This window comes from Burkholderia singularis (assembly GCF_900176645.1).
Classification (GTDB): domain Bacteria; phylum Pseudomonadota; class Gammaproteobacteria; order Burkholderiales; family Burkholderiaceae; genus Burkholderia; species Burkholderia singularis.
This window is the reverse complement of sequence record NZ_FXAN01000036.1, coordinates 1-24,307: the sequence shown is the minus strand read 5'-3', so window position 1 is coordinate 24,307 and position 24,307 is coordinate 1. Positions and strand designations below refer to the sequence as shown.

General features: G+C 67.5%; 20 protein-coding genes. 9 read left to right on the top strand and 11 right to left on the bottom strand.

The genetic code is table 11. From position 1 onward, the window contains the following. The first annotated feature begins 94 nt into the window (after positions 1-94). Positions 95-1,756 carry a S10 family peptidase gene (locus BSIN_RS04760; RefSeq protein WP_440244757.1) on the top strand — a complete coding sequence of 554 codons (1,662 nt, stop codon included), beginning with the start codon at positions 95-97 and terminating at the stop codon, positions 1,754-1,756. Positions 1,757-1,948: 192 nt separating this feature from the next. Here the strand turns inward: BSIN_RS04760 and BSIN_RS04755 are convergent, their stop codons facing one another. From BSIN_RS04755 to BSIN_RS04745, 3 genes are read right to left on the bottom strand one after another with little or no spacing between them, the layout of a single operon-like run. After that, entirely contained in the window at positions 1,949-2,389 is a 441-nt protein-coding gene (locus BSIN_RS04755; RefSeq protein WP_059520180.1) for an SRPBCC family protein, read from the bottom strand. Positions 2,390-2,420: 31 nt separating this feature from the next. Continuing rightward, entirely contained in the window at positions 2,421-3,263 is an 843-nt protein-coding gene (locus tag BSIN_RS04750) for a phosphoenolpyruvate hydrolase family protein (protein WP_069236062.1), read from the bottom strand. Positions 3,264-3,265: 2 nt separating this feature from the next. Continuing rightward, the gene (locus BSIN_RS04745; protein ID WP_089339654.1) at positions 3,266-4,495 is read right to left on the bottom strand and encodes a Tm-1-like ATP-binding domain-containing protein; all 1,230 of its coding nucleotides are present in this window, start codon (positions 4,493-4,495) and stop codon (positions 3,266-3,268) included. A 143-nt stretch (positions 4,496-4,638) separates the two neighbouring features. On the opposite strand from BSIN_RS04745, the gene BSIN_RS04740 reads away from it, so the two are divergent. Then, positions 4,639-5,478 carry a TetR/AcrR family transcriptional regulator gene (locus BSIN_RS04740; protein ID WP_089339706.1) on the top strand — a complete coding sequence of 280 codons (840 nt, stop codon included), beginning with the start codon at positions 4,639-4,641 and terminating at the stop codon, positions 5,476-5,478. Between the two features lie 97 nt (positions 5,479-5,575). On the opposite strand, the gene BSIN_RS04735 is transcribed toward BSIN_RS04740, so the two are convergent. The 3 genes from BSIN_RS04735 to BSIN_RS04725 all read right to left on the bottom strand — a co-directional run bounded on the left by BSIN_RS04735 (position 5,576) and on the right by BSIN_RS04725 (position 8,066). Beyond that, entirely contained in the window at positions 5,576-6,205 is a 630-nt protein-coding gene (locus tag BSIN_RS04735; protein WP_089339653.1) for a LysE family translocator, read from the bottom strand. A 666-nt stretch (positions 6,206-6,871) separates the two neighbouring features. Then, a complete protein-coding gene (locus BSIN_RS04730; RefSeq protein WP_089339652.1) occupies positions 6,872-7,744 on the bottom strand; it encodes a DMT family transporter in 873 nt (290 codons plus the stop codon). 130 nt (positions 7,745-7,874) lie between these two features. Further along, positions 7,875-8,066: a hypothetical protein gene (locus BSIN_RS04725; RefSeq protein WP_059520185.1), complete on the bottom strand. Its 192-nt coding sequence runs from the start codon at positions 8,064-8,066 to the stop codon at positions 7,875-7,877. 232 nt (positions 8,067-8,298) lie between these two features. Between BSIN_RS04725 and BSIN_RS04720 the strand changes: the two genes are divergently transcribed. Both BSIN_RS04720 and BSIN_RS04715 read left to right on the top strand, forming a co-directional pair. Next, complete coding sequence (locus tag BSIN_RS04720; RefSeq protein WP_059520318.1) at positions 8,299-9,054, top strand: DeoR/GlpR family DNA-binding transcription regulator; 756 nt, start codon at positions 8,299-8,301, stop codon at positions 9,052-9,054. 215 nt (positions 9,055-9,269) lie between these two features. Continuing rightward, on the top strand, positions 9,270-11,150 hold the full coding sequence (locus tag BSIN_RS04715; protein ID WP_089339651.1) for a phospholipase D-like domain-containing protein: 1,881 nt from the start codon (positions 9,270-9,272) through the stop codon (positions 11,148-11,150). On the opposite strand, the gene BSIN_RS04710 is transcribed toward BSIN_RS04715, so the two are convergent. From BSIN_RS04710 to BSIN_RS04695, 4 genes are all read right to left on the bottom strand, one after another. Continuing rightward, a complete protein-coding gene (locus BSIN_RS04710; protein ID WP_059520186.1) occupies positions 11,124-11,849 on the bottom strand; it encodes a TetR/AcrR family transcriptional regulator in 726 nt (241 codons plus the stop codon). The genes BSIN_RS04715 and BSIN_RS04710 overlap by 27 nt on opposite strands. Positions 11,850-11,897: 48 nt before the next feature. Beyond that, positions 11,898-13,202, bottom strand: coding sequence for an NAD(P)/FAD-dependent oxidoreductase (locus tag BSIN_RS04705; protein WP_089339650.1), 1,305 nt, complete (start codon positions 13,200-13,202; stop codon positions 11,898-11,900). Positions 13,203-13,496: 294 nt separating this feature from the next. Beyond that, the gene (locus BSIN_RS04700) at positions 13,497-13,808 is read right to left on the bottom strand and encodes a type II toxin-antitoxin system Phd/YefM family antitoxin (RefSeq protein ID WP_083237509.1); all 312 of its coding nucleotides are present in this window, start codon (positions 13,806-13,808) and stop codon (positions 13,497-13,499) included. 101 nt (positions 13,809-13,909) lie between these two features. After that, a complete protein-coding gene (locus BSIN_RS04695; RefSeq protein WP_089339649.1) occupies positions 13,910-14,818 on the bottom strand; it encodes a LysR substrate-binding domain-containing protein in 909 nt (302 codons plus the stop codon). Between the two features lie 195 nt (positions 14,819-15,013). On the opposite strand from BSIN_RS04695, the gene BSIN_RS04690 reads away from it, so the two are divergent. The 3 genes from BSIN_RS04690 (at position 15,014) to amaB (ending at position 19,094) form a co-directional block, all read left to right on the top strand. After that, the gene (locus BSIN_RS04690) at positions 15,014-16,033 is read left to right on the top strand and encodes a DUF1338 domain-containing protein (protein ID WP_069236058.1); all 1,020 of its coding nucleotides are present in this window, start codon (positions 15,014-15,016) and stop codon (positions 16,031-16,033) included. Positions 16,034-16,143: 110 nt separating this feature from the next. Further along, complete coding sequence (locus tag BSIN_RS04685; RefSeq protein WP_369828134.1) at positions 16,144-17,415, top strand: aminotransferase-like domain-containing protein; 1,272 nt, start codon at positions 16,144-16,146, stop codon at positions 17,413-17,415. Between the two features lie 167 nt (positions 17,416-17,582). Next, on the top strand, positions 17,583-19,094 hold the full coding sequence (amaB, locus tag BSIN_RS04680) for an L-piperidine-6-carboxylate dehydrogenase (RefSeq protein ID WP_089339704.1): 1,512 nt from the start codon (positions 17,583-17,585) through the stop codon (positions 19,092-19,094). Between the two features lie 446 nt (positions 19,095-19,540). Here amaB and BSIN_RS04670 read toward each other — a convergent pair whose 3' ends face one another. Then, positions 19,541-20,542, bottom strand: coding sequence for a LacI family DNA-binding transcriptional regulator (locus BSIN_RS04670; RefSeq protein WP_089339647.1), 1,002 nt, complete (start codon positions 20,540-20,542; stop codon positions 19,541-19,543). A 234-nt stretch (positions 20,543-20,776) separates the two neighbouring features. On the opposite strand from BSIN_RS04670, the gene ptsP reads away from it, so the two are divergent. Beyond that, a complete protein-coding gene (gene ptsP, locus BSIN_RS04665) occupies positions 20,777-23,299 on the top strand; it encodes a phosphoenolpyruvate--protein phosphotransferase (protein ID WP_089339646.1) in 2,523 nt (840 codons plus the stop codon). 20 nt (positions 23,300-23,319) lie between these two features. Continuing rightward, a partial coding sequence (locus tag BSIN_RS04660) for a 1-phosphofructokinase family hexose kinase (RefSeq protein WP_143757335.1) occupies positions 23,320-24,307 on the top strand: 988 nt, incomplete at its 3' end.

The window sequence follows — 24,307 nt, the reverse complement described above, 5'->3', positions numbered from 1 at the left end:
GCCGGCGGGACGGGCGGCGGCAGGCAATACCGGTTTGGCACGATTGACGATTCGTTCATGCACCACCTAATAGAAATCCGAAGGAGCAAGCACGATGAGCATCGATTCGATTTCCTCCGACGAAGCGGGGCATCATGAGCCGCACAGATCCATGCCGGCTTTCGCGTCGAGGGCTGCCGCGTCGGCCGGCCGCGACCAGCCGCTGTTCGATCCGCTCGCCTATGGCAACGGCCCCGACGACTCGGTGACGGACACCACCGAGGCCGCCGCGCTCACGCACCACACCGCGAAGATAGGCGGGCGTTCGATCGCTTATACGGCGACGGCCGGCCATCTGGTGACCGTCGATCCGAGCAGCTCGCAGCCCAACGCGAAGCTTTTTTACGTGGCATTCACGCAGGACGGCGCGAAGGAGGAGGAGCGGCCGGTCACGTTTTTTTATAACGGCGGGCCGGGCTCGTCGTCGGTGTTCGTGTTGCTCGGCTCGTTCGCGCCGCGGCGCATCAGGACGTCGATGCCGGGTTTCACACCGCCCGCGCCGTACCAGATGGAGGACAATCCGGACAGCCTGCTGGACAAGAGCGACCTGGTGTTCGTCAATCCGGTCGGCACGGGCTATTCGGCGGCGATCGCGCCTTACAAGAACCGTGATTTTTGGGGCGTCGATCAGGACGCGAACTCGCTGAAGCAATTCATCAAGCGCTATCTGACGAAGAACAACCGCTGGAATTCGCCGAAATTCCTGTTCGGCGAATCGTATGGCACCGCGCGAAGCTGCGTGCTCGCGTACAAGCTGCACGAGGATGGCGTCGATTTGAACGGAATCACGTTGCAATCGTCGATTCTCGACTACCGGCAGGCGGGCAATCCGGTCGGCGTGCTGCCGACCGCGGCGGCCGACGCGTGGTATCACAAGCGGCTTGGCGTCGCGCCGACGCCGGCCGATCTCGGCGCGTTTGCCGAGGAGGTTGCCCAGTTCGCCCGCACCGACTATCTCGACGCGTTGCGCAAGTTTCCCCAGACCGACGCGGCACTCGTCAAGAAGCTGTCCGACTATACCGGCATCGATACGACGACGCTGCTGTCGTGGAGCCTCGATATTGCGAGCTACGATGCGCGCGGCAATTCGCTGTTCCTGACCACGCTGCTCAAGCTGCGCGGCCTCGCGCTCGGCGCCTATGACGGCCGCGTGACGGCGATCGAGACCGGCATCGCGGGGAAGATCGACCCGAACTCCGGCGGCAACGATCCGACGATGACGGCGGTTTCGGGCGTCTATACGGCGATGTGGAATACGTATCTGAACGAGCAGTTGAAGTACACGTCGAATTCGTCGTTCACCGATCTGAACGATCAGGCGTTCAAGTACTGGGACTTCGGCCACATCGATCCGACCGGCGCGCAACAGGGCGTGGACGACAAGGGCAATGTGATTCTGTACACGGCGGGCGACCTTGCCGCGGTAATGGCGCTCAATGTCGATCTGAAGGTGCTGTCGGCGAACGGTTTCTACGATTTCGTCACGCCGTTCTACCAGACGGTGCTCGATTTGCAGCAGATGCCGCTCGACGATCCGAAAGTGCGGCAGAACCTGTCGGCGCGCTTCTATCCGTCAGGGCATATGGTTTATCTGGACGGCGGCTCGCGCACCGCGCTCAAGCACGATCTCGCGCAGATGTACGACTCCACGGTGCGAGACACGGGCGCTGTCGCGCGGATTCGCGCGCTGCAGGCGAAAAAGCGCGATCGTGCATGAGCGCATGGCAAAAAAGGACGCCCGCGCCACGGTGAGCGGCGCGGGCCGGGCATAGAAAGAGGCCGACCGTAGACGGTCGGCCTAAAAAGGTTCCGGCGTTTATCCGAGGGCCACTCTGCCAGAACCTGAGAAGCCGTTTTGACGGTCGAAAAACAGCCGCCAAATTCAGTACATCGATGCGTCAGCGCGCCGTCATTGCGCGCGCAGCCGCTCGGCGAGCGCGTGAAAGCCCGCCGCGAACACATGCTGGCTGACCGATGCCGCGACCGCCGCCAGATCGGCGCCTTCGGCCGTGAAGTCCGCCCACCATTGCCCGAAGGTCTTGCCGGAATCCGTGACCGTCACGAGCTGCACGCCGGCGACGTAATTGCGCATCGGCAGTGACGTGTCGAGGATCGAATACTCGAGCGTGTAATTCGGCTCGTCGAGCTTCAACAGCTTTTCGCGGACATAGCCGTTCGACAGCGTCAAATATCGGATCGCGCCCACCGTATAGGCGTCGGGGCCCGGTTCGAGCCGGCTCTCGACGACGGCCGGGTGAAACGACTGCAATCCGTTGAAATCGCGAAAAAATGCCCAGACGCGCTCGATCGGCGCATCGATGACGCTGCTGGCAAAAGCGGTATGGCTCATGATCGGTCAGCTCCTCGTAAGCGGTTGCGCGTCATGATTTGGCGCGCCGGTCGATCAGCTTGAAGCGTTTGGTCATCTCGGTCAACGCGGTTTCGGCGGGCAGGCGCTCCATCGAGCTTGCGCCGTAGAAACCGTGGCATTGCGGGCACTCGCGCAGAATGTACGCGGCATCGTCGGGCGTCGCGATCGGGCCGCCGTGGCACAGCACGATCACGTCGTCGCGTACGGATTTCGCCGCGTCCGCCCAGCGCCGCACGAGCGGCGCGCAATCGGCGAGCGTGCGCGCGGTGGCCGCGCCGATGCTGCCGCCCGTCGTCAAGCCCATGTGCGCGACGACGATGTCTGCGCCTGCCTCGGTCATCGCAATCGCATCGGCCTCGCTGAACACGTAGGGCGTCGTCAGCAGCCCTTTCTGATGCGCGAGGCGGATCATGTCGACTTCGAGCGCGTAGCCCATCCCGGTTTCCTCGAGATTCGCGCGGAAATTGCCGTCGATGAGCCCGACGGTCGGGAAGTTCTGCACGCCCGCGAAGCCGAGCCGGGCCAACTCGTCGAGAAACGCATCGAAATTGCAGAACGGATCGGTGCCGTTCACGCCCGCGATCACGGGCGTCGAGCGCACGACGGGCAGCACTTCGCGCGCCATGTCGACGACGATCTCGTTCGCGTTGCCGTAGGCGAGCAGCCCCGCGAGCGAGCCGCGTCCGGCCATCCGGTAGCGGCCCGAGTTGTAGATCACAATCAGGTCGATGCCGCCGGCTTCCTCGCATTTCGCGGACAATCCCGTCCCCGCGCCGCCGCCGATGATCGGTTCGCCGCGGGCGATCGCCGCTCGCAGTTTGTCGAGAATCTCGGCGCGTGTCAGTTTCTTCATCGTTAATTCCGGTGTGCGGCGGTGGCTGGGTAGATCGACAGAAAATGCTCGACGGCGGCCGCCGCGAACAGCGGATCGTTGATGTGCGCGGGCACGCGCACCAGGCGGCGCTGCCCGGTCTGCTTCACGGTTGCCTCGAGCGCGGCGAACAGCGCGGCGTCGGCCTCCGGGTGCCAGAACGGCTGGCCCGGCGCGTCGAGCGCCGATACTCCGCCCTCGGGGATCAGAAAGCGCACCGGCCCGTCGCATGCGTTGAGCTTCGTGCCGATCCACTCGCCGATGCGGCGGTTTTCGTCGGGCGTCGTGCGCATCAGCGTGATCTGCGGGTTGTGCCGGTACAGCAGGCGGTCCGCATAGCGGGGCGGCACGGTTTCGATGCGCGCGAAGTTCACCATGTCGAGCGCGCCGCACGCGCCCACATATGGCACCTGGCTGCGCGCGATCGCGTCGAAGCGATCTTCGCCGCATGCGAGGATGCCGCCCATCAGCAGATCGCAGACTTCGGTCGTCGTCAGATCGAGCACGCCATCGAGCAGGCGGCTGTCCGCGAGCTTCTCCATCGAGCGGCCCCCGCTGCCGGTCGCGTGGAATACGAGGCAGTCGAAGCGCGCGTCGAGCTGCGCCGTCACCGCTTGGATGCACGGCGTTGTCACGCCGAACATCGTCAGGCCGACGGCGGGCTTCAGATCGGCCGACGGCGGCTGCAAGTCGCGCACCGCGCCCGCGATCATGTGCGCCCCGTTCGCGAGCACCTGCCGCGAGATCCGGTTCAGCCCGGCGACGTCCGTCACCGAATAAAGCATCGCGATATCGGATGCGCCGACGTATTGCGACACGTCGCCCGAGGCCATCGTCGAGATCATCAGCTTCGGCACGCCGACCGGCAGCGCCTGCAATGCCGGCGCGATGAGCGCCGTGCCGCCCGAGCCGCCGATGCCGATCAGCGCGGCCACGTCATCGCGGCTTGCAATATAGCGCTCGAACGCGACGGCCATCGCCGCGATCGCCCCGCCGCGGTCGCCGCAGAATACGGCGGCCGCGCCGTCAGGATGGTGCGCGGCGACCGTTTCGGCGCTGACGTCGGCCGCGAGCCCAGGCAAACCGCGCGTGGACAGGTCGACCACTTGCGCGGCCAGCCCGGCCTCGGCGATCCGCGATTTGACGAAATGCGCTTCCGCGCCCTTTGTGTCAACGGTCGCCGCAACGTAGATCAGCTTACGGTGGGTTACCATCTGGTCTCCTTCGCCAAGTTCGTCTGTCGCACGATCCAACGCGAATCAATGAGGCAGAACTTTAACACATATGAGACAACCGTCTCATCCGTTGTTGATAAGTGACTATGACAAATACACCCGAGTCTGCGGAGGCCGAGCCGATGCCGGCCGCGCCCGCGTCAGAGATGCTATCCGAAGCCCGTGCGCAAACCCACGATTTGCTGTTGCAAACCGCGATGTCGATGCTCGACCAGGGCTGGTTTCCGTCGGTGACCGAGCTGGCGAATGCCGCCGGCGTGTCGCGTGCGACGGCTTATCGCTATTTTCCGTCACAGGCGGCGCTGGTCAGTACGGTCGTCGACGAGGTGCTCGGGCCGGTGCTGCAATGGCAGCCGACGTCGTCGTCGGCCGAGACGCGCGTGCATGAACTGCTCGACTTCGCCTATCCGCGGATGGACCAGCACGAGGGTGCGTTGCGCGCGGCGTTGCAGGTCGCGTTGCAGCAGTGGGCGAACGAGCGTGCGCGGCGCGCGCAGGACGAGCCGAAGTACCGGCGCGGCAATCGTAAGCGGCTGCTGTCGCTCGCGGTCGAGCCTGTGCTGCAGGCGGGTGTCGAGCCGGCGGCTGCCGCGCGGCTTGCGCAATCGTTGTCGCTGCTTTACGGCACCGAGGCGATGGTCGTGCTGAAGGACTTCTGGGGGCTCGATTTCCGGCAGTTCATGGATGTCGTCAAATGGACGAGCGCCGCGCTCGTGCGCGCGACGCTGGCCGAGGCCGGAGCGGCTGGCGCATCGGGGCAGCCGGGTGCGGCGGGCAGCGCGAGCGGCAGTGCATATTCCGGCGGAGCGGGCAGCGCGGGCGCGGGCGGTGAAGCCGGGCATGCGGCGGGCGCGGACGACGCGAGCGCACGCCATGCCGGTGGCACCGGTGGCGCGGGTGCCGTAGAGCGTTCCGGCAATGCCGGCGGCGCGAGCGCAGACGACGCGAGTAATAACGAATAACCCGCACCGCGGGCGGCGGCACGACGCATCACGCGTCGCCCGCCGCACCCGTCATGCGTGATCGCGCGCGCCTGGCGATCGCGCGGGCCGCGGGCGCTCAGCGCAGCAACTGCCGCACGCCGAGTGCGACGATCAAGCCGCCGCAGAGCCGGTCGACGACTGCGCGGCTGCGGCGGTAGGCCGCCGAGACGTCGGCCTGCGACAGGGCGAGCGCCACGAAGCCATACCAGCTTGCGGAGACCGACGCGATCATCGCGAGCATTGCCGCGAAAGTCGGCCAACCGACGTGCGCAGGCACGGCCGACGCAAATACGGCGGCATAGAAGGCGATCGATTTCGGATTCGTCAGATTGGTCATCAGGCCCTGCGCGAACGCGTCGCGGAAGCGGACGCCGGCGATGCGCGCGGCAGCCGGGTCGCGATTGAGCGCCGCTGCTTTGGCGTGCCGGATCAGGCGCAGCCCGAACCCGATCAGATACGCGGCCCCCGCGATCTTGATCGCGAGCGCGAGCCAGGGAAACGCGGCGAATACGATGCCCACGCCGAGAATCGCACAGGACGCCCAGAACAGATTGACGAGCACGATGCCGCCAACCAGCGCGAGCGCATCGCGCCGGCTCGCGGACACCGCCTTGTGCGCGACCGCGACAAAATTCGGGCCGGGAATCACCACGCTCGCGAGATACAGTGGAAATACCGTGAGAACGGTGGTCGAATCGATTTGCATGGGCAATTCCGAGGTATCGCTGACTGAGGGCCGCCGTGGTGACGCGCGTATGTGCCGATCCGGTTTCGCGGTATGTCGAGCCGTATCGTGACCGGATGATTTGCGCCGTCGCCGCCTCGTATCGAATTCGACGAACGAGGCGCGTTCATGTGCGCCGGGTGTGCGTGCTACGCGACGATTGTTCGAACGGTTGCCGCGCACAGTAAGTATATTGCGGCCGGCGTATCTCGGTGATGTGCGATTCGCTGTAGGCGGCCAGCGTGCCTGACCCACGCAAACGTCATGGGTTGAAATTGCCGCCGGCAAATGCGGCAGGCGGCAATTTCGACGAATGAGTCGCGGACGGCGCGCAACGCGTGCTGGCCGGATCGGTGGAAGTCCAAAAGCGGCGCGGCCGCGCCGGCATGCGCGTGACGGTTTGGCGGGTCTTTTCGAAACGGACGGGTTATGTCCCGTCGGCGAAGCGATGAACAGGAGGCGAACAGCATGCGATTGGGGCCAACGGCTTCATTCGCTCATTTTGTTCGGGCTCCCAGGAGACGGCGCGTATTCCGCCTGCTCGTCTGATGTTCGGCGAACGCATGCTGGATTGCCTCGGTGACGAACGTGGCGAAGGGCGCGAGCGCGGCGGTTTGCGCTTTCGGCTTTCAGTTCGGTATTGCAGATTCAGCCGCGCCGCCGGGCAAGCGTGACGCCCGCGAGCGCGAGGGCGAATCCGGCGATCTGCGCGGGCACAAGCGTTTCGCCAAAAAGTGCGTAGCCTTGCAGCGCGGCGAGCGGCGGCGCGAGAAACAGCAGCGAGGTCGCGTGCGCCGCTTCGCCGTGGCGCAGCATCGCCATCAGCAGCATCACGGCGACGCCGGACAGCATCGCGATGCCCCACGCGAGCGAAAGCCATAGCGCGGGCGCGCCGTGCCAACGGGTTTCGCCGAGCGCGAGCGCCGCCGTGCCCGCGACGAGCGCCGCGCCAAGATTCTGAACGGCAACGGCGGTGCGCAGATCGGTCTGCGACAGCGAGCTTTTCTGATAGAGCGAGCCGGCAGTGATCGATGCGACCGCCGCGATCGCGATCGTGACGACGGCCCAGGCCGGGGCGCCGCCGGCGGCCGTCGGCGCGGCGTGCAGCTTTGGCGCGAGCACGAGCGCGACGCCTGCGACGCCGAGCGCCATGCCGGCCCAGCCGCGCGCGGGCAGCCGCTCGTTGAACAGCGGCGCGGCGAGCGCGGCGCTGGCAAGCGGCTGCAGCGCGCCGAGCAGCGCCATCACGCCGGCGTTGAGCCCTTGTGCGACGGCCCAATAGCTCGCGCCGAGATAAATGCCTTGCAACAGCGCGCCCGCCAGCAGATGGCGTCCCCATTCGCGTGCGGCGGGCCACGGCGCGCGCACGGCCCGCGCGACGCACGCGTAGACGAGCGCCGTGCCCGCGAAGCGGGCGAGCAGATACAGATTGGGATCGGCGTAAGGCTTGATCGCGCGGGCGACGATGAAGCCGGTGGACCAAAGCGCGACGAACGCGGCGGCGGTAACGGAGACGGGCATGCGAAACGGAGCGGATACGCTCGCTGTGGCGGCGAAGCGCCCAGTATCGGGCGCGGCCGTGCGGCTGTCTTGTCGAAACCTGCAGTGCTCGCGGATATCGACGATATCGCCGATGCGGCGTGGCGGCGAATCAGTCGATCGAGAACGTGTCGAGCGGCTGATTCGCGCTTGCGGCTTCGTCGCTGGCAAAGCGCGCGCTGAGTTGCCGGTGCAGGCGGCGCGCCTCGTCGAGCGTCAGATCGATCCAGTACGGATCGCCCGCAGCATCGTTGAGCCGCTGCGGCGGAAATTGGATTTCGAGAACGACGCCTTTGCGATACATCGATATACCTCTGGTCAGTTATGCGGTCGGCCTGCGGCCAAGCCGCGAGTGTAGCAATCCGCCGCCGGTGGCGGCCGGCGCGATTGCCCGCTGTCTCGAAATTCTGAATTTCGGCATGGCCGCGGAACGCGACATGGGCGCGCGCGGCGTATCGGCAGGCCGTTCTAAAATGGCCCGCCATCCTTATCCGACCATCGCCCATTCGATGCCCGGCCACGCCGCACCGCATGTCATGCTGATTGAACAACGTCATCGCTATATTCTGAACGAACTCGCTCGAACAGGCGCGCTGTCCGTCGCACAGCTCGTGCGTGCGCTCAACGTGTCGCGCGAGACTGTTCGCCGCGATCTGAACGCGCTCGCCGCGCGGGGCCTCGTGATCATGACGCACGGCGGCGCGCTGGCGGCCGAGCCGCGCGAATCGGGCGCCGCTGCACGCGATGCGGCGCATGCCGACGCCAAGCGGGCGATCGGGCGGCGCGCGGCGGAGTTCGTGCCCGACGGCGCGTCGGTGCTGCTCGACTCGGAAAGCACCGTGCATGCGGTCGCGGCCGCGCTCGCCGATCGGCATCGGCTCGTCGTCTATACAAACGACTGGCGCATTGCCAGCATCCTCGGCCGCCGCAACGGCAACCGCGTGACGCTCCTCGGCGGCGAATTGTCCGCAGACGAAGACGCGACGTTCGGCATCGATACCATCCAGCAGCTCGCGCAATACCATGTCGACTTTGCGTTCGTCGGCGCGGGCGGCATTACGCAGGACGGCATGCTGACCGACCCTTCGCGGCTCACTGCCGAAGTGCGCAGCCGAATGATCGCGGCGGCGGCGGCGGCGGTGATCGTCGCCGATCTGTCGAAATTCGGCTGCGTGCTGCCAGTGCGGGTCAGTAGCGAGAACGCGCGTTACCTGGTGACCGAGCGCCGACCCGACAATGCATTCGCAAGCGCGCTTGCATTGCGCGGCATCGAGCTTGTCGTGTGTGGATGAGCGTGGCTTCGCGTGCGCCGTTCGCGACTGAGCGCGACGGCGCGCTTGCGCATTGACGGCGCGGCCAGCACAAGCGTTTCCGTGGGCCGCACCGCGTGTGATGCCCTGCTCGCAACCGCGACACGCAAACTTCATCGAAGCGTCATACCGGTGGCAAACCGCCATTGAATACTCGTCAGTTCGGTTTTCATCACGATCAGACGAGGAGGGCGGCGATGTCCGTCAGCGTGCGCAGCTATCTTTCCCCGACGTTGGTTTTGCTCGCATTCGATTGGCCTGGCGCGCAGCGGCACGACGATTTTCTCGGCTTTGCGATCAGACGCACGCCCGGCTTCTGGTCGGCGCACGGCAAGAGCCGCGCGATGACGAGCTGGCTGCCGAACCGGCTGACGTTCGACGCCCCCGCCTCCGATACCCACGGCGATGCGCCGACCGATCAGGCGCCGATCCAAAAATTCATGTGGTGGGATGCGCGGATCGATCCGCCGGATCGGGGCCGCACCTTTCGCTACGAGGTCTATCCGGTCGTCGGCACGCCGGAGTCGCTGCGTGTGCTCGATGCCGAAGCGGGAGTGTGCAACGTCACGTTGCCCGCGCATATCGAGGACGGCATCGGCACATGGTTCAACCGCGCGGTGGTGAGTTCGCAGGCGTTCGCCAGGCAGGTGGGCGCGCTGCATCTCGGGCCCGGTGAGACACCTTCGCCCGATGCCGCGCTGAAGTTGCGCACGTGGCTGGCAAACGACTTGCAGGAAACCTTCGGCCTGATGCTCGGCGCGGCGGCGCGCCGAGCGGTGTCTGCTGTCTACCACCTGACTGACCGGCTATGGGCGATTCCCGCGTTCGAAGCGTTCGGCCGCGCGCACGGCGCCGACGCGCTCGCGATCGTCTACGACGCGCACGCGACGAAGCGCGGCCGCGGCGAGCCGCCGCTGCCGTCGCCGAACCAGCCGGCCGTCGATCAGTTGAAGAATGCCGCGACGTTCGCGCCACGCGACAAGACGCGGATCATGCATGACAAGTTCATCGTCGCGGGCGACGAGGCCGGGCCAGCGCGTGTGTTGACCGGCTCGGCGAATTTCACGACGGAGGGCATCACCGAGCAGGCGAACGTGCTGCATTTGTTCGAGTCGGCGGCGCTCGCCGATCTGTACAACGCGCGCGCGCATGCGCTCGCGTCCAATCCGGGCATCGCGCAGACGGCGCGGCTCGCACCTGGCTGGTCGGAGCCGGTGAGCGTGGGCACGGCGCGCGTGCGGGTGTCGTTTTCGCCGGAGCCGCGCAGCGCGCGCACGCAGATCGACACGATCGTCGAGGCGATTCGCGCCGCGCGGCATTCGGTCCTGTTCTGCCTGTTCATGCCGACCGACGCCGCGTTGCGCGACGCATGCTTTGCCGCAGGCGACCGGGGGCTGATGATGTTCGGGCTCGTCAACGAGATCAGCGCGCGCAGCGCGCAGCAAGCGCAAGCGGACGAGCAAGCCGGCAAGACGCCCGATGCGGCGCGGCTCGCCAATCTCGAGCTGTATCACCGCAGCCGGTCGCAGCGCGACGTGATCGGCGCGGCCTATTTTTCGCCCGCAACGGTGCCGGCCGGCTTCGAGCCGGAATTGCGGCTCTTTCCCGGCGATGCGCCGCCGGCTTATCCGCCTGTCGTCGTTCATCACAAGTTCATCGTGATCGATGCGGAAGGCGCCAATCCGGTGGTGTACAGCGGCTCGGCGAATATGAGCGAGAACTCGGAGCACTATAACGACGAGAATCTGCTCGAAATTCGCGATGCGCGCGTGGCGGCAAGCTATCTTGCGGAAAGTCTGCGTCTTTACGAGCACTACCGCGCGCGGGCGCTGTGGATCGCCGCGCAGCGCGACTCGCACGCCGGTTCGGACGCGCGGCGCAAGCTCGTGTTGCAGCCGGACGCGCGTTGGGCGAAGAAATATTTCGTCGCGGGCAGCCCGGAAGAAAAGGCGCGGATCGCGTTGGCCGCGCCGCCCCGGGCGCAAGCCGATGGCGGCATGCGGACAGGCGAGGGAGGAGCGTTACGCGGCGCCCGCGCGTTCACTTATGCGTCAGCGCGCGACGAAGCGCAGTACTGAGTCGGCGATCATCGCGCGGTGACGCGAGCGCTGGCGCGGCGAAGACGGATCGCGGCCGAACGCCGCACCGAACGTGTAGCGGTTCGAGACGCGATGAAAGCAGAACGAACTGATCAGCAGATGCAGGTCGATCGGGTCGATGTCGTCGCGAAACACGCCGTTTTCGATGCCGTGCGCAAGCAGCGTTTCGAGCGTCTTGATGATGCTGACGTTGCTGTTCTTGAACGACTTGATTTGTTCCAGATATTTCGCGCCGTGAATGTTTTCGATCGACACGAGACGGACGAAATCGCGATGCTTGTCGTGATAGTCGAACGTGAATTCGACGAGCCGCCGTAACCCTTCTTCGGGCTCCAGTTCGCCGACGTTCAGTTCGAGTTCGAGCGCGCGAATGTCGCCGTAGACTTTCTCCAGCACTGCCTCGTACAGCCCTTCCTTGCTGCCGAAATAGTAGTAGAGCATCCGCTTCGTCGTGTTCGTGCGCTCGGCGATCGCATCGACGCGCGCGCCCGCGAGCCCCATTGCTGAGAACTCTTCGGTGGCGACGTCGAGAATATTGCGCTTGGTTTGCTCGGGATCGTATTTGCGGCGCCCGTCGTCTCGGCGCGTCCGGGCAGCGTGCGCATTCGCGCGGGTTTCGACTGCTGCGGCCTTGTTTGTCGCTTGTTTCATATGGCTGGATCGGGCGGGCGGCGGCATGAACGGCGCATTCTAGCATGCACCCCGACGAGTCCCGGCTCGGGCGAGCTACAGGCCGCGCGCGTTTGCCGCGCGGCTGGCGGGCGGCGGGCAGCGCGCGGCGAGTGCATCGCGCACCTCGTATGCGCAATAGGTGAGCTGGGCTGCGGCCAGTCCGGCCACGCCGAACGTGCGCGTGAGGCCGAATGCGTCGAAGCCGCCCGGCACGGGCCGCCCTTCGGCGAGCGCGGCCGCGAGCACTTCGCCCGCGACGGTCGTCGGCGCCATGCCGTGGCCGCCGAAGCCGATCGCGTGCCATACGCCGCTCGCGTCGCGGCCGATCTGCGGCATTTTATGGCGTGCATAGCTCATCAGGCCGCCCCATGCGAACTGCACGGCGACGTCGCGCAATTGCGGATAGACGCGCACGAGATCGCGCCTGAGCAGCCGCGAGATCGCATCCGGCCCGCGATCGAGGATCGAGATGCGGCCGCCCCACAGGATGCGCGTATCGGCGAGCGGCCGATAATAGTCGAACGCGAAACGCGTGTCGTAGACAGCCGACGCGCAGTTGATCGAGTCGGCCAGGCGCGTGCCGAGCGGCTCGGTTGCGATCACATAAGTCGCGATCGGCAGCACTGCGCGCTCGATGCGTGGATAGACGCCGCGCGCGTAGCCGCCGCCCGCGAACACGACGTGCCGGGCATGCACGGCGCCGTTTCTGGTCGCGACGACAAAGCCCGCGCCGTCGCGGCGGATCGAGCGTGCCGCCGAATGTTCGTAGATGCGCGCACCGCGGCTCGCGGCGGCAGTGGCGATTCCGAGCACGTACTTGAGCGGGTGGAAATGGAACGCGTTGCGCTCGAACAGGCCGCCGTGATAGCGATCGGTCTTTAGGCGCTCGCGCAGCGAGCGCGCATCGAGCGGTTCCCAGTCGACGCCGAACGCGTTTTTCATCAGCTTGCGCGGCGCGTCGAGCCTGGCCGGATCGTCGAACCAGTTGGCGAGGATCACGCCGCCGTCGACACGCTCGCAATCGATGCCGTAGCGCGTGCAGCGGGTGCGGATCAGGTCGACCGCATCGAGCGTCAGCTGGTAGAGCGCGCGGGCTGACGCGGGGCCGAGCGTGCGCAGCAGGTCTGCGTTGTCGAGGCTGTAGCCGCCGAACACGAAGCCGCCGTTGCGGCCCGACGCGCCGAATCCGACCGTCTTCGCCTCCAGCACGACGGCGTCGCGCATGCCGCGCTCAACCAGGCCGAGCGCGGTCGACAAACCGGCCAGCCCGCCGCCGACGATGCAGACGTCGGTGTCGATGCGGGCGTCGAGCGTGGGATAGGGGGTGCGGGTCGCGGTGGCTTCGTAGAAATTCGGCATGCGCAGCGTGGGTCGTGGAGACGGGGCGGTGCGAGGTTGGCGGTGCGGGCTATCGTAACCGTTTGAGCCCGGCGTGCGAAGGGCCGGCAGCGCAGCGGGGGCGGATGGTTGGCGCGGTCATTGTCAGGCGTGCCACCGCCGACGGGCGGTGCGGCACGGCCGTCGGCCGCGTGAGGGCGTGCGCAGCAGGGGCGGCTGACCGCCGACGCAGCGTTCGCCGCACGCCGCGCCGGTTGCGCGAATTTTTCGGATATCCGGGTAGGTTTGGATCGGTGCATGCACATATCGGCGTGTTCAGCGTGTGCCGTGCCGCTTCGGCTCGGGCGATGGTTCGGGTTCGGGCGCGACGCTGGCTGTTTGACGGGTTTCGGTGTTCGTAACATCGCGGTGCTCCGGCGCATCGGTCTGCGCCACGGACGGCCAGCGCGCGCAATCGCATTCGAGCCGGTGGTAGCGCTCGAGCCGCCGGGCATCGATCAGCGCGACATAGGCGGCGCCGTTTTTCGTGATGATCTTCTCGGCGCCGTTGCGCACTTCGTCGGCCAGCTCGGAAAAGTGGGCGCGGGCGATGGACAGCGGCACGATATCGCCGATGCGAATGGTCATGATCGGTCTCGCGTGGCCGGCGGTCGGCCGGCCGGTGAACGGACAAGCGGATAAGTAAAGGCCGGCGATTAAAAGGTCAGCGATCGAACAGGATCGTGATGTCAGCTTATCGGCCGCGACGGCGCGACGGAACCTAGCCATTCGGCCAGCGCAACGAATGGCTCGCTGTCGGCGGCGTCGTCGGGGGCGACGAGGTAATAGCCCGCATCGCTCGGCAGACGCAGCTCGAGCGGCGCGCGCAGACGCCCCGACGCCAGCTCGTCGGCAACGAGCAGTTCGGGCATCAGCGCGACGCCCATTCCCGCGTGAGCGGCCGCCGTGAGCATCGTGAAGAGTTCATAGCGCGGCCCGCGCACCGCGCGCAGATCGTTGTCTATGCCGTGAGCGCGGAACCAGTCGCGCCACGCATCGGCGCGCGTCGACAGATGCAGCAGCGGCAGCTCGAGCAGCGCGTCCAGTGAGACCGGCTTGTCGGGCGCGGGCAGCAGCGCGGGGCTGCACACCGGCAGCATGCCGCCTTCGCGGAACAGCAGCCGCCCTTGCGTGCCGGGCCAGAGTGCATGGCCGAAATAGATTGCCGCGTCGAACGGCGAATCGCTGAACAGGAACGGCTCGGTGCGCACCGACAGGTTGACCGTGATATCGGGCCGCCGCGCACGGAATTGCGGCAGGCGCGGAATCAGCCACTGGCTCGCGAACGTCGGCACGACCGCAAGCTCCAGCGTCGCGCCGATGCCGCGCTGCGCCATCAGCTCGAGCGTGTCGCGCTCGATGCGCTCGAGGTTGCGGCGCACGAGCGCCGCGTAATGGCGGCCATGCGGCGTCAGCACGACCCGTTTCTTGATCCGCAGGAACAGCGCGACACCGAGCCGCGCCTCGAGCGCGGTGATCTGGCGGCTGACCGCGCTTTGCGTGAGCGCGAGTTCGTCCGCCGCACGCGTAAAGCTGGCGTGGCGGGCCGCCGCTTCGAACACCTGTAGCGCGGCAAGATTCGGAATGCCTTTTCGCATCGAGGGCTGGCTGATCGAAAGATCAATAGTTGATGAGTTTTAGGAATGAAGTGGTGAGTTTATATCAGTTGCCGCAAGCATGGCGCATGCCGACAATCAACTCCCGAATCCGTCCGGTGCGGCAGCCGATGTTGCGCACGAATTCCGCTGTACCGCGACGCATTGCCGACATCCTCCGAACTCGTTAAAAATCCGATGAACGCGAATCTCGCCGCTTTGCTCGCCACCGTCCTCCCTTCATCGACGATCGATGAGTTGATGCAATTGATGCATGTTCCGAGCTGCGTTGAGCGTTGCGAGCCGGGCGTGGTGACGCGCGCGGAGCTTGCGCAGGCGCTCAATATGGCGTTGTTCGCGGATCTGCTCGAGCGGGTGCCGACCGGCCGTGCGTACACGCGCGACGTCGCCCGCGACGGCGGCCGGGTGACGTTCGATCACGGTGCGTTGCGCACGGTGCGCTGGCCGTCGTGCGGCGCGTTGCCGCCGGGGGAAGCGGCGTTCACGCGAATCCTGCGGCCGCTCGGCTACCGGCTGAACGGCACTTATGCGCTCGAACGCCTGAACATGACCGGCCGCTCATACGCGCATCTCGACGCGCCCGATCAAATCGCGCAGTTTTTCGTGAGCGAGCTGCATCCGGAGCGCTTCAGCGCCGCATTCCAGCAAGCGGTGACGAACGTGGTCGGCACGTCGGCCGATCCGCTGACGCCGCGCTCGTTCGCCGCGCTGGCCGAGCTGGAGCGCGACGCATCGCTGCCGCTTGCCGACGCGTGCGCGCTGCTGCCCGTGCTGGTGAGCTGTTTCGGCCGCCAGCATGCGACGCCGAAGCTGGCCGATTACGAGACGCTGCTTGCCGAATCGGCGGAGATGGCGTGGATCGCGACCGAGGGCAACGCGTTCAACCATGCGACCGACCGCGTGCCGGACGTCGACGCGCTCGCCGCCGCGCAACGCGCGCTCGGCCGGCCGATCAAGCCGGCCGTCGAGGTGTCGCGTTCGGGGCGCGTGCGTCAGACCGCGTTTCGCGCGGACCCGGTGGTGCGCGCGTTCGTCGACGCGTCGGGTGCGCATATCGAGCGCGAGGTGCCGGGGTCGTTCTACGAATTCATCACGCGTGACACGCTCGCCGATGCGGCCACCGGGCGTGCGACGCTCGATCTGAGCTTCGATGCAGGCAATGCGACCGGCATCTTCAAGATGACGGCCGCGGCGTAGCGTCAGCGGCGCGGTTTGCACCGTTTGTTGAAGCCCGCGTCCGCCTCCATCGCTGTCGATTTCCACCCTTGCCGGAGCTTGTGATGACGACTGCCGCCGATTTCCGCCGCATGCCGAAGCCGGCCGCGCCGAGCGTCGACACGTTTGCGCGAGCCGTGCCGCCGCCCGGCGCGTTGCCCGCAACCGCTTATCCATTCGCCGCGCCGTTTGCCGATCCGCAGGGCTCGCCGATCCGCGAGCTGTTCAAGCACGTCGGCAAGCCGGGGATGATTTCGTTCGCGGGCGGCTATCCGTCCGCCGATCTGTTCGACCGCGAAGGCATGGCGGCGGCGCTTGCCGATGCGTGCCGCGACGATCCCGTCGCGTGCCTGCAGTACGGCGATACAGCGGGCCAGCCTGGTTTGCGCCGCGCGCTTGCGCATTGGATGGCGAGCGCGCGCGGCGTGCATTGCGACGCGTCGCGCATCCTGGTGACGACTGGCTCGCAACAGGGGTTCGACCTGCTCGTGCGCACGCTGATCGAGCCGGGCGACGCCGCGCTCGTCGAAGCGCCGGCGTATCCGGCCGCGCTGCAGGCGCTGCGGCTCGCGGGGGCGAGACTCGTGGCGGTGCGCACCGACGGCGGTGGCGTCGATCCCGACGCGCTCGCCGCGCAGCTTGCCGCTTGGCCCGCCGCCGAGCGCCGCCCGAAGCTGTTGTATACGGTGCCGACGTTCGCGAACCCGACCGGCGCGACTTTGCCGCCGGCGCGGCGGGCCGCGCTCGCCGCGCTGGCCGCGCGCGAGCGGATCGTGCTCGTCGAGGACGATCCGTATGCCGATCTGCGTTTTACCGGCGAGCCTGTCGCGCCCATCCTCGGCTGCGACGGCGCGCAGGATTGGACCGTCTATCTCGGCAGCTTGTCGAAGATCGTCGCGCCGGGGCTGCGGATCGGCTGGGCGGTGGCGCCCGAGGCAATTGCGCGCCGGATGACGGTCGCGAAGCAGACGAGCGATTTGTGCACTGCGCCGCTTGCTCAGGAAGCCATCCGGCGCTATCTGGACAGCGGCCGGCTTGCCGTGCATCTGCGCACGATCGCGCGGACTTACGGCGATCGCTGCCGCGCTTTGATCAGCGCGCTGCGTCAATTCGTGCCGGATGACGTCGAGTGGCGCGAGCCTGCGGGCGGCATGTTCGTCTGGGCGCGGCTCACGCGCGGCCGCGACGCGACGGCGCTGCTCAAGCACGCGCTCGAGCATAACGTGATGTACGTGCCGGGCGCGGCGTTCTATGCGAGCGCTGCGGATACCGCGAGCTTGCGGCTGTCGTTCGCGGCGCCGGACGAGGCGGAAATTTTCGAGGGCGTGCGCCGGTTGCGAGCCGCGCTCGCGGCCGGCCGCTGACGCTTGCCCGAGCGGGCGGCGGCCGCGCGGGGGCTGTCCGCGAGCGCCGCGTGCCGGTTCGCGGCGCCTGGCCGAATGGCCGGGGCGCTTGCATGCGGCCCGCGAACGCGGTCCAATCGATTCATTCACCGATCAACCTGTTGTCATTCCGAACTGAAGAGGAAGCGATGCAATTCAACGACATTCTCGCCGCGCTGGACGTCGATCTCGCCCACTGGCAAGGCGCCGCGCTGACGGCACGCTCGCCGGTGGACGGCGCGACCCTCGCGACGCTCGCCGTGGACAGCCCGGCCGACGTCGAGCGCAAGATCGATGCCGCGCATCGCGCGTTCGCCGCTTGGCGCACGGTGCCCGCGCCCGTGCGCGGCGAGCTGGTGCGCGTGTTCGGCAACGTGCTGCGCGAGCACAAGGCCGCGCTCGGCGCGCTCGTCACGCTCGAAGCGGGCAAGATCGCGTCCGAAGGGCTGGGCGAAGTGCAGGAAATGATCGACATTTGCGATTTCGCGGTAGGTTTGTCGCGGCAGCTATACGGCCTCACGATCGCGTCCGAGCGGCCCGGCCACCGGATGATGGAAACCTGGCATCCGCTTGGCGTGTGCGGCGTGATCTCCGCGTTCAATTTCCCGGTTGCCGTGTGGGCGTGGAATGCGGCGCTGGCGCTCGTGTGCGGCGATCCGGTCGTCTGGAAGCCGTCCGAGAAAACGCCGCTTACGGCCATCGCGTGTCATGGGCTGTTTGCAAAGGCAGTGCGCGAATTCGAGCGCACACATCCGGGTGTGGTGCCGCAAGGGCTGACGCAGCTTGTACTGGGGGGGCGTGATGTCGGCGAGGTGCTTGCCGCATCGCCGAAGGTGCCGCTCATCAGCGCGACGGGCAGCGTGCGTATGGGCATCGAGGTCGCACAGGTGCTGAGCCGGCGCCTGGCGCGCAGCATTCTCGAACTCGGCGGCAACAACGGGATGATCGTCGCGCCGAGCGCGGATCTCGATCTCGTGGTGCGCGCGGTTACGTTCGCTGCGGTCGGCACCGCCGGTCAGCGCTGCACGACGCTGCGCCGGCTGATCGTGCATCGCAGCGTTGCCGATCAGTTGCTGCCGCGGCTGGAGAAGGCACTCGCATCGGTGACGATCGGCAATCCGCTCGATGCCGGCACGCTGATCGGTCCGCTGATCGACCGCGCGTCGTTCGATGCGATGCAAAAGGCGCTTGCCGATGCGCGCGAGCAGGGGGGAGACGTGAAGGGCGGCGAGCGTGTCGACGTCGGGCATCCGGATGCGTATTACGTGCGCCCGGCGCTCGTGCGCATGCCGAAGCAGACGGCTGTCGTGACGCGCGAGACGTTCGCGCCGATCCTCTATGTGCTCGTCTACGACGAACTCGACGAAGCGCTTGCGATTCATAACGGCGTGCCGCAAGGGCTGTCGTCGTCGATCTTCACGAACGACATGCGCGAGGCCGAGTGGTTCATGTCGGCGGCGGGCAGCGATTGCGGGATCGTCAACGTCAATATCGGCACGAGCGGCGCGGAGATCGGCGGCGCATTCGGCGGCGAGAAGGAGACGGGGGGCGGACGGGAGTCGGGCTCCGATGCCTGGAAGAGCTATATGCGCCGCGCGACCAACACGATCAACTATAGCCGCGAACTGCCGCTGGCGCAGGGAGTGAAGTTCGACGTGTGAGCCGCGCAGCCGTTCGGCGCGCGATTTCCCGGCCTCGGACATGCTCGCCGCAACACGCGGCGCTGCCGAGTGCGGGCGTGGCGAGGGGCGGGCATTGAGGGGCGGCGCGATTGCCGGCGGGCGGGCAGTTGCTGCCGGTGGCGGACGCCATCGCCGGGTTTTGGGTGAAACGGGCGTCCGCCGATGGCCGCGCGGGCGTCGCCGGTTACCCGTCCGGCGGCCGATGTTTTCGTGACAACTGGCGTGTTGCGATTGCGTGCGCCTGCCGTGCGTTCGGCACCGGCTCAAGCCCGCATCATTTGCTAATGTTTGCCTGGCCTTGCGCTAAATATCCGCTAAACATCGATTAAACATCGGCTAATCGTCCGCATGTCAGCCGATCGCGCGAGGTTGCCTGTTTGAGTCCGACGGCTGCCGTCAACCTGCCCGCACCCGCTCAGGCACGCTCACGCCCGCTGCCGTTGCGCTGTCGAGCCCCGGACGATCAGCTCTCCCGGCAGCACCAGCGTCCGGGTCGACATCTTCGGCTCCGCTAGCCGCTGCGTGAGCAGTTGCATCGCATTCCTGCCGATCTCGTAGACGGGCTGTGCAATGACCGTCACGCCGGGCGTGACCAGATCGGTCCACGCATCGTTGTCGAAGCCGGCGAGTGCGACATCGTCGGGCACGCGCGCGCCGCGTTCGCGCAGCGCGCGATACGCGCCGAGCAGCAGCAGCCCGTTGCTGGCGACGATCGCGTCGGGGCGCGCCGCCGCGTCGCCCGACAGCCACGCCGACACGTGCGCCTGCGCGGCGTGCGGATTCGGATCGACGAATTCCGTTTCGGCGGACAGCCCATGGCCGCGCAGCGCGTCGACGAGCGCCGCGTGCCGTTCGCGCCCCGTCGTGCTCGCATTGCCGAACAGGCCCGCGATGCGCCGGTAGCCGCGCGCAACCAGGTGCTCGACGAGTTGCGTCGCGGCGTCGCGGTTATCCAGCGTGACCGCGTCGGCCGTGCCCGCCGGGCCCGCGCGGTCGATCATCACGACCGGAAACGCATGCGCGAGCGCATCGAAGCGCCGTGCGGCATCGTAAGTGGGGGAATAGATCACGCCCGTTACGCGCTCGCTCGCCATCAGCCGCAGATACATCGCTTCCTTTTCCGGATCTTCGTCGGTGTTGCAGAGGATCACGCGCATGCCATGTTCGTATGCGGCGTCTTCGACGGCGCGGCTCACTTCGGTAAAAAATGGATTGCGCACGTCCGACACGATCAGGCCGATCGTTGCGGTATCGCCCGAACGCAGCCGCCGCGCGGCGGCGTTCGGCCGGTAGTCGAGCTGTTCGATCACTGCCAGCACGCGCTGCCGCACGGCATCGCGTACCGGACCGTTGTTCGACAGCACGCGCGAAACCGTCGTGACCGACACGCCGGCGGCTTGTGCGACATCCTTGATTCGTAGCGCCATACGACTGAAATGACTGAAATCGATTTCTCTTCTGGTCGGTATTTACCCTGATTCCAGGTGGCGGAATGCTAGGTGATTCATCACGCATCCGCCCGTCGTGGACAGGCCGTTTGCCTATTCTATATGGGGTTGCTGCGCATTTCACCCAGTTTTCGGAAATCGGGGAACGCTTGACGATTGAAGTGGTATCGATTCCAATACGTGCATCTAGAACGACTGAATTCAGGAGACGCGATGCCGCCGTTGCTTACTGCGGAGTTGGTCCGGCTCGGTGCCGGCGCCGACTCGAAACACGATGCGATCCGTCAGGCGGGCGCGCTGCTCGCGGCGGCAGGCGTCATCGAGCCCGGCTATGTCGATAGCCTGCTTGGCCGCGAGCAGGTATCGAATACATATTTGGGCAGCGGCGTCGCGATTCCGCACGGATTGCAGGAGGATCGTCACCTGATCCGGCGCACGGGCGTCGCGGTGCTGCAAGTGCCGGCCGGCGTCGAGTGGCAGGGCGGCGAGCGCGCGAAGCTCGTGGTGGCGATCGCCGCGCAGTCCGACGAGCACATTGCGCTGTTGCAGCGCCTGACCCGGTTGATCGGCGATCCGGCGCAGCTCGAACGGTTGCTCGAGGCCCGCGACGCTCAGGTGATCGTCGATGCGCTAAACGGCGGCAGCGGCGCGAGCAACGGCAGCGCGGCCGTGGTCGCGGCGACGCCGGCCGATTACGAGCATCGCATCGAATTGATCCTCGACTATCCGCACGGCCTGCATGCGCGGCCCGCGAGCGCATGGGTTGCGACCGCGAAGCGCTATCAGTCGGCGCTGCGCGTGCGTCACGGCAACGTTGTGGCCGACCCGAAGAACCTCGTCAGCTTGTTGCAACTCGGCGCGGGCGCGAACGCGGCGCTCGTGGTGTCCGCGCAGGGCGTCGATGCGGCCGATGCGCTTGCGGCGCTGGCGCGCACGATCGAGGCGCTCGCGGCCGAAGAGCATGCGCGCGCGGCCGCCGCGCAGGCGCGCAAGCAGCAGGCCCAGCCCGCACTGTGGGCGCCGGAGGACCCGGCGACGGCGATCGACGGCATCGGCGCGGGGCCCGGCCTCGTGATCGGGCCGGTGCGCGTGCTGCGCGCGGCGGCGCTCGAGATCGAGGACCGCCCGGGCGATCCGCTCGACGCGTCGCATCGTCTCGAACAGGCGTTCGCGGATACGGCCGCCGAGCTTGACGCGCTCGCCCGTTCGACGGCGGGGCGCCTCGGCGCAGCCGAGGGCGAGATTTTTGTCGCGCAGCGCGAACTGTTGAACGATACCGCGCTGCTCGACGAAACCGCGCGGCTGGTCGCCGACGGCCACGGGCTCGCGTGGGCGTGGCATCGCGCGGCGGACGCGCAGGCGGCGCGGCTCGCCGCGTTGCCCGATCCGTTGCTCGCCGCGCGGGCGGCGGATTTGCGCGATGTCGCGCGGCGCGTGCTGCGGCATCTCGGTGAAGCGGGCGCGGGCGGCAGCGCCGATGCGGGCGCGGGCGCGCCTTCGATCCTGATCGCCGAGGATCTGACGCCGTCCGACACCGCGCAGCTCGATCCCGCCGTGACGCTCGGCTTCTGCACGGTCGCAGGCGGCCCGACGTCGCATACGGCGATTCTCGCGCGCACGCTCGGCGTGCCGGCGGCGGTCGCTTGCGGCGCGAAGCTGCTGGAGATTGCCGACGGCTCGCACGCCGTGCTCGACGGCAACGCGGGGCGGCTGTTCGTCGGCGTGTCCGCGCGCGACGCCGAACGCGCGCGGCAAGCGCAGCTGCGGCTGATCGAGGAGCACAAGCGCGCGAGCGCGAACCGTGCGCTGCCCGCCGCGACGCTCGACGGCCATGTGATCGAGATCGGCGCGAACATCACGCGGCCGGACCAGGTTGCCGACGCGCTCGCGCAAGGCGCGGACGGTATCGGCCTGATGCGCACCGAGTTCCTGTTTCTCGAGCGCCGCGACGCGCCCGACGAGGACGAGCAATACGACTGCTACCGCCGGATGGTCGACGCGAGCGGCGGCCGGCATCTGATCATCCGCACGCTCGATATCGGCGGCGACAAGCAGGTGCCGTACCTGAACCTGCCGCACGAAACCAATCCTTTCCTGGGCGTGCGCGGAGTGCGTCTGTGCTTGCGGCGTCCCGATCTGTTCATTGCGCAATTGCGCGCGCTTTATCGCGCGGCCAAGCATGGGCCGTTGTCGATCATGTTCCCGATGGTGTCGACGCTCGACGACGCGCGGCAGGCCATCGCGCTTGCCGAGACGGTGCGCGCGGAACTGGAGGCGCCGAAGGTGCCGCTCGGCATCATGGTCGAGACGCCGTCGGCCGCCGCGCTCGCCGATCATTTCGCGCAACTCGTCGATTTCTTCTCGATCGGCACGAACGATCTCACGCAATACGTGCTCGCGATCGATCGCGAACATCCGGAGCTGGCGCGCAATGCGGAGAGCCTGCATCCGGCGGTGCTGCGGATGATCAAGCAGACCGTCGACGGCGCGCGCCGGCATCGCAAGTGGGTTGGCGTGTGCGGCGGGCTCGCGGGCGATCCGCTCGGCGCATCGATTCTCGCGGGGCTCGGCGTCGATGAACTGTCGATGAGCGCGCGCGATATCGCGGCAGTCAAGGCGCGGCTGCGCGGCGAGCGGCTCGACGCGCTGCAAACGCTCGCGCAGCGCGCGCTCGATTGCGGGGATGTCGACGCGGTGCGGGCGCTCGATGCCGCGGATACGCGGGCGGCCGCATGAGAGGCGATTTCGGGACCGATATGAACGCTGATTCCACCACTGCAACCACCGATTCAACCACCGGTTCGAAAGCCGGCGTGCAACCCGACGCGGCCCGTGTTTCGGCCGCCACGCCCCGTGCGACGGTCGTGACCGTCACGCCGAATCCGGCGCTCGATCAGACCGTGCGTGTCGCGAATCTGACGCTCGGTGACGTGAACCGTGCGGAGTCGCTCGAATTCAACGCGGGCGGCAAGGGCGTGAACGTCGCCGGCTGTCTTGCCGACTACGGGATCGACACGATCGCCACCGGCTTGCTCGGCGCGCAAGACAGCGCCGTGTTCGACGCGATGTTCGCCGACAAGGACATCGCCGATCGCTTCGTGCGGATCGCGGGCCGCACGCGCATCAACGTGAAGCTCGTCGATCCGGCGCGCGACGAGACAACCGACGTCAATCTCGCGACGTCGCGGCCCACGTCCGGCGACGTCGCGGCGCTCGAGCGCCGGCTGGCCGAACTTGCCGCGCCGGGCCGCTGGTTCGTGCTCGCGGGCAGCCTGCCGCCGGGCGTCGACGCATCGTTTTACCGGCGTGCGACGCGCATGCTGCATGACGCGGGCGCGCGCGTCGCGCTCGATACGAGCGGCGCGCCGCTCGCCGATGCGCTGGCGGGCGCCGATCCGCGCGAGCTGCCCGATCTCGTCAAGCCGAATCTCGCCGAGCTGGAGGCCGCGTTGGGCCGCACGCTCGGCGATGACGACGGCGCGATCGCGCGTGCGGCTTGCGAGCTGGTGGCGCGGGGAATCGGGTATGTCGCCGTGTCGCTTGGCGCGCGCGGCGCGCTTGGCGTGACGGCGTCCGGCGAAGCGGAAAAAGCGGGCGCGGCGGCAGCATGGCACGCGCAAGCGCCGCTCGACGCACGGGTTGCATCGAGCGCCGCGCAAGCGTCGTCGCCGGCGCCTATTGCGGCTGCCGCGCCGGCTGCCGCCGGCCAAACGGTGGCGTCGACCGCCACCGCAGTCGCGGCGG

What these genes read in the sequence shown, in the direction of transcription:
- BSIN_RS04715 (WP_089339651.1), top strand. Translation starts at nt 9,270, where the DNA reads ATGTCCGTCAGCGTGCGCAGCTATCTTTCCCCGACGTTGGTTTTGCTC.
- BSIN_RS04730 (WP_089339652.1), bottom strand. Translation starts at nt 7,744, where the DNA reads ATGCCCGTCTCCGTTACCGCCGCCGCGTTCGTCGCGCTTTGGTCCACC.
- BSIN_RS04690 (WP_069236058.1), top strand. Translation starts at nt 15,014, where the DNA reads ATGAACGCGAATCTCGCCGCTTTGCTCGCCACCGTCCTCCCTTCATCG.
- amaB (WP_089339704.1), top strand. Translation starts at nt 17,583, where the DNA reads ATGCAATTCAACGACATTCTCGCCGCGCTGGACGTCGATCTCGCCCAC.
- ptsP (WP_089339646.1), top strand. Translation starts at nt 20,777, where the DNA reads ATGCCGCCGTTGCTTACTGCGGAGTTGGTCCGGCTCGGTGCCGGCGCC.
- BSIN_RS04735 (WP_089339653.1), bottom strand. Translation starts at nt 6,205, where the DNA reads ATGCAAATCGATTCGACCACCGTTCTCACGGTATTTCCACTGTATCTC.
- BSIN_RS04740 (WP_089339706.1), top strand. Translation starts at nt 4,639, where the DNA reads ATGCCGGCCGCGCCCGCGTCAGAGATGCTATCCGAAGCCCGTGCGCAA.
- BSIN_RS04745 (WP_089339654.1), bottom strand. Translation starts at nt 4,495, where the DNA reads ATGGTAACCCACCGTAAGCTGATCTACGTTGCGGCGACCGTTGACACA.
- BSIN_RS04725 (WP_059520185.1), bottom strand. Translation starts at nt 8,066, where the DNA reads ATGTATCGCAAAGGCGTCGTTCTCGAAATCCAATTTCCGCCGCAGCGG.
- BSIN_RS04755 (WP_059520180.1), bottom strand. Translation starts at nt 2,389, where the DNA reads ATGAGCCATACCGCTTTTGCCAGCAGCGTCATCGATGCGCCGATCGAG.
- BSIN_RS04685 (WP_369828134.1), top strand. Translation starts at nt 16,144, where the DNA reads ATGCCGAAGCCGGCCGCGCCGAGCGTCGACACGTTTGCGCGAGCCGTG.
- BSIN_RS04670 (WP_089339647.1), bottom strand. Translation starts at nt 20,542, where the DNA reads ATGGCGCTACGAATCAAGGATGTCGCACAAGCCGCCGGCGTGTCGGTC.
- BSIN_RS04760 (WP_440244757.1), top strand. Translation starts at nt 95, where the DNA reads ATGAGCATCGATTCGATTTCCTCCGACGAAGCGGGGCATCATGAGCCG.
- BSIN_RS04720 (WP_059520318.1), top strand. Translation starts at nt 8,299, where the DNA reads ATGCTGATTGAACAACGTCATCGCTATATTCTGAACGAACTCGCTCGA.
- BSIN_RS04705 (WP_089339650.1), bottom strand. Translation starts at nt 13,202, where the DNA reads ATGCCGAATTTCTACGAAGCCACCGCGACCCGCACCCCCTATCCCACG.
- BSIN_RS04710 (WP_059520186.1), bottom strand. Translation starts at nt 11,849, where the DNA reads ATGCCGCCGCCCGCCCGATCCAGCCATATGAAACAAGCGACAAACAAG.
- BSIN_RS04750 (WP_069236062.1), bottom strand. Translation starts at nt 3,263, where the DNA reads ATGAAGAAACTGACACGCGCCGAGATTCTCGACAAACTGCGAGCGGCG.
- BSIN_RS04700 (WP_083237509.1), bottom strand. Translation starts at nt 13,808, where the DNA reads ATGACCATTCGCATCGGCGATATCGTGCCGCTGTCCATCGCCCGCGCC.
- BSIN_RS04695 (WP_089339649.1), bottom strand. Translation starts at nt 14,818, where the DNA reads ATGCGAAAAGGCATTCCGAATCTTGCCGCGCTACAGGTGTTCGAAGCG.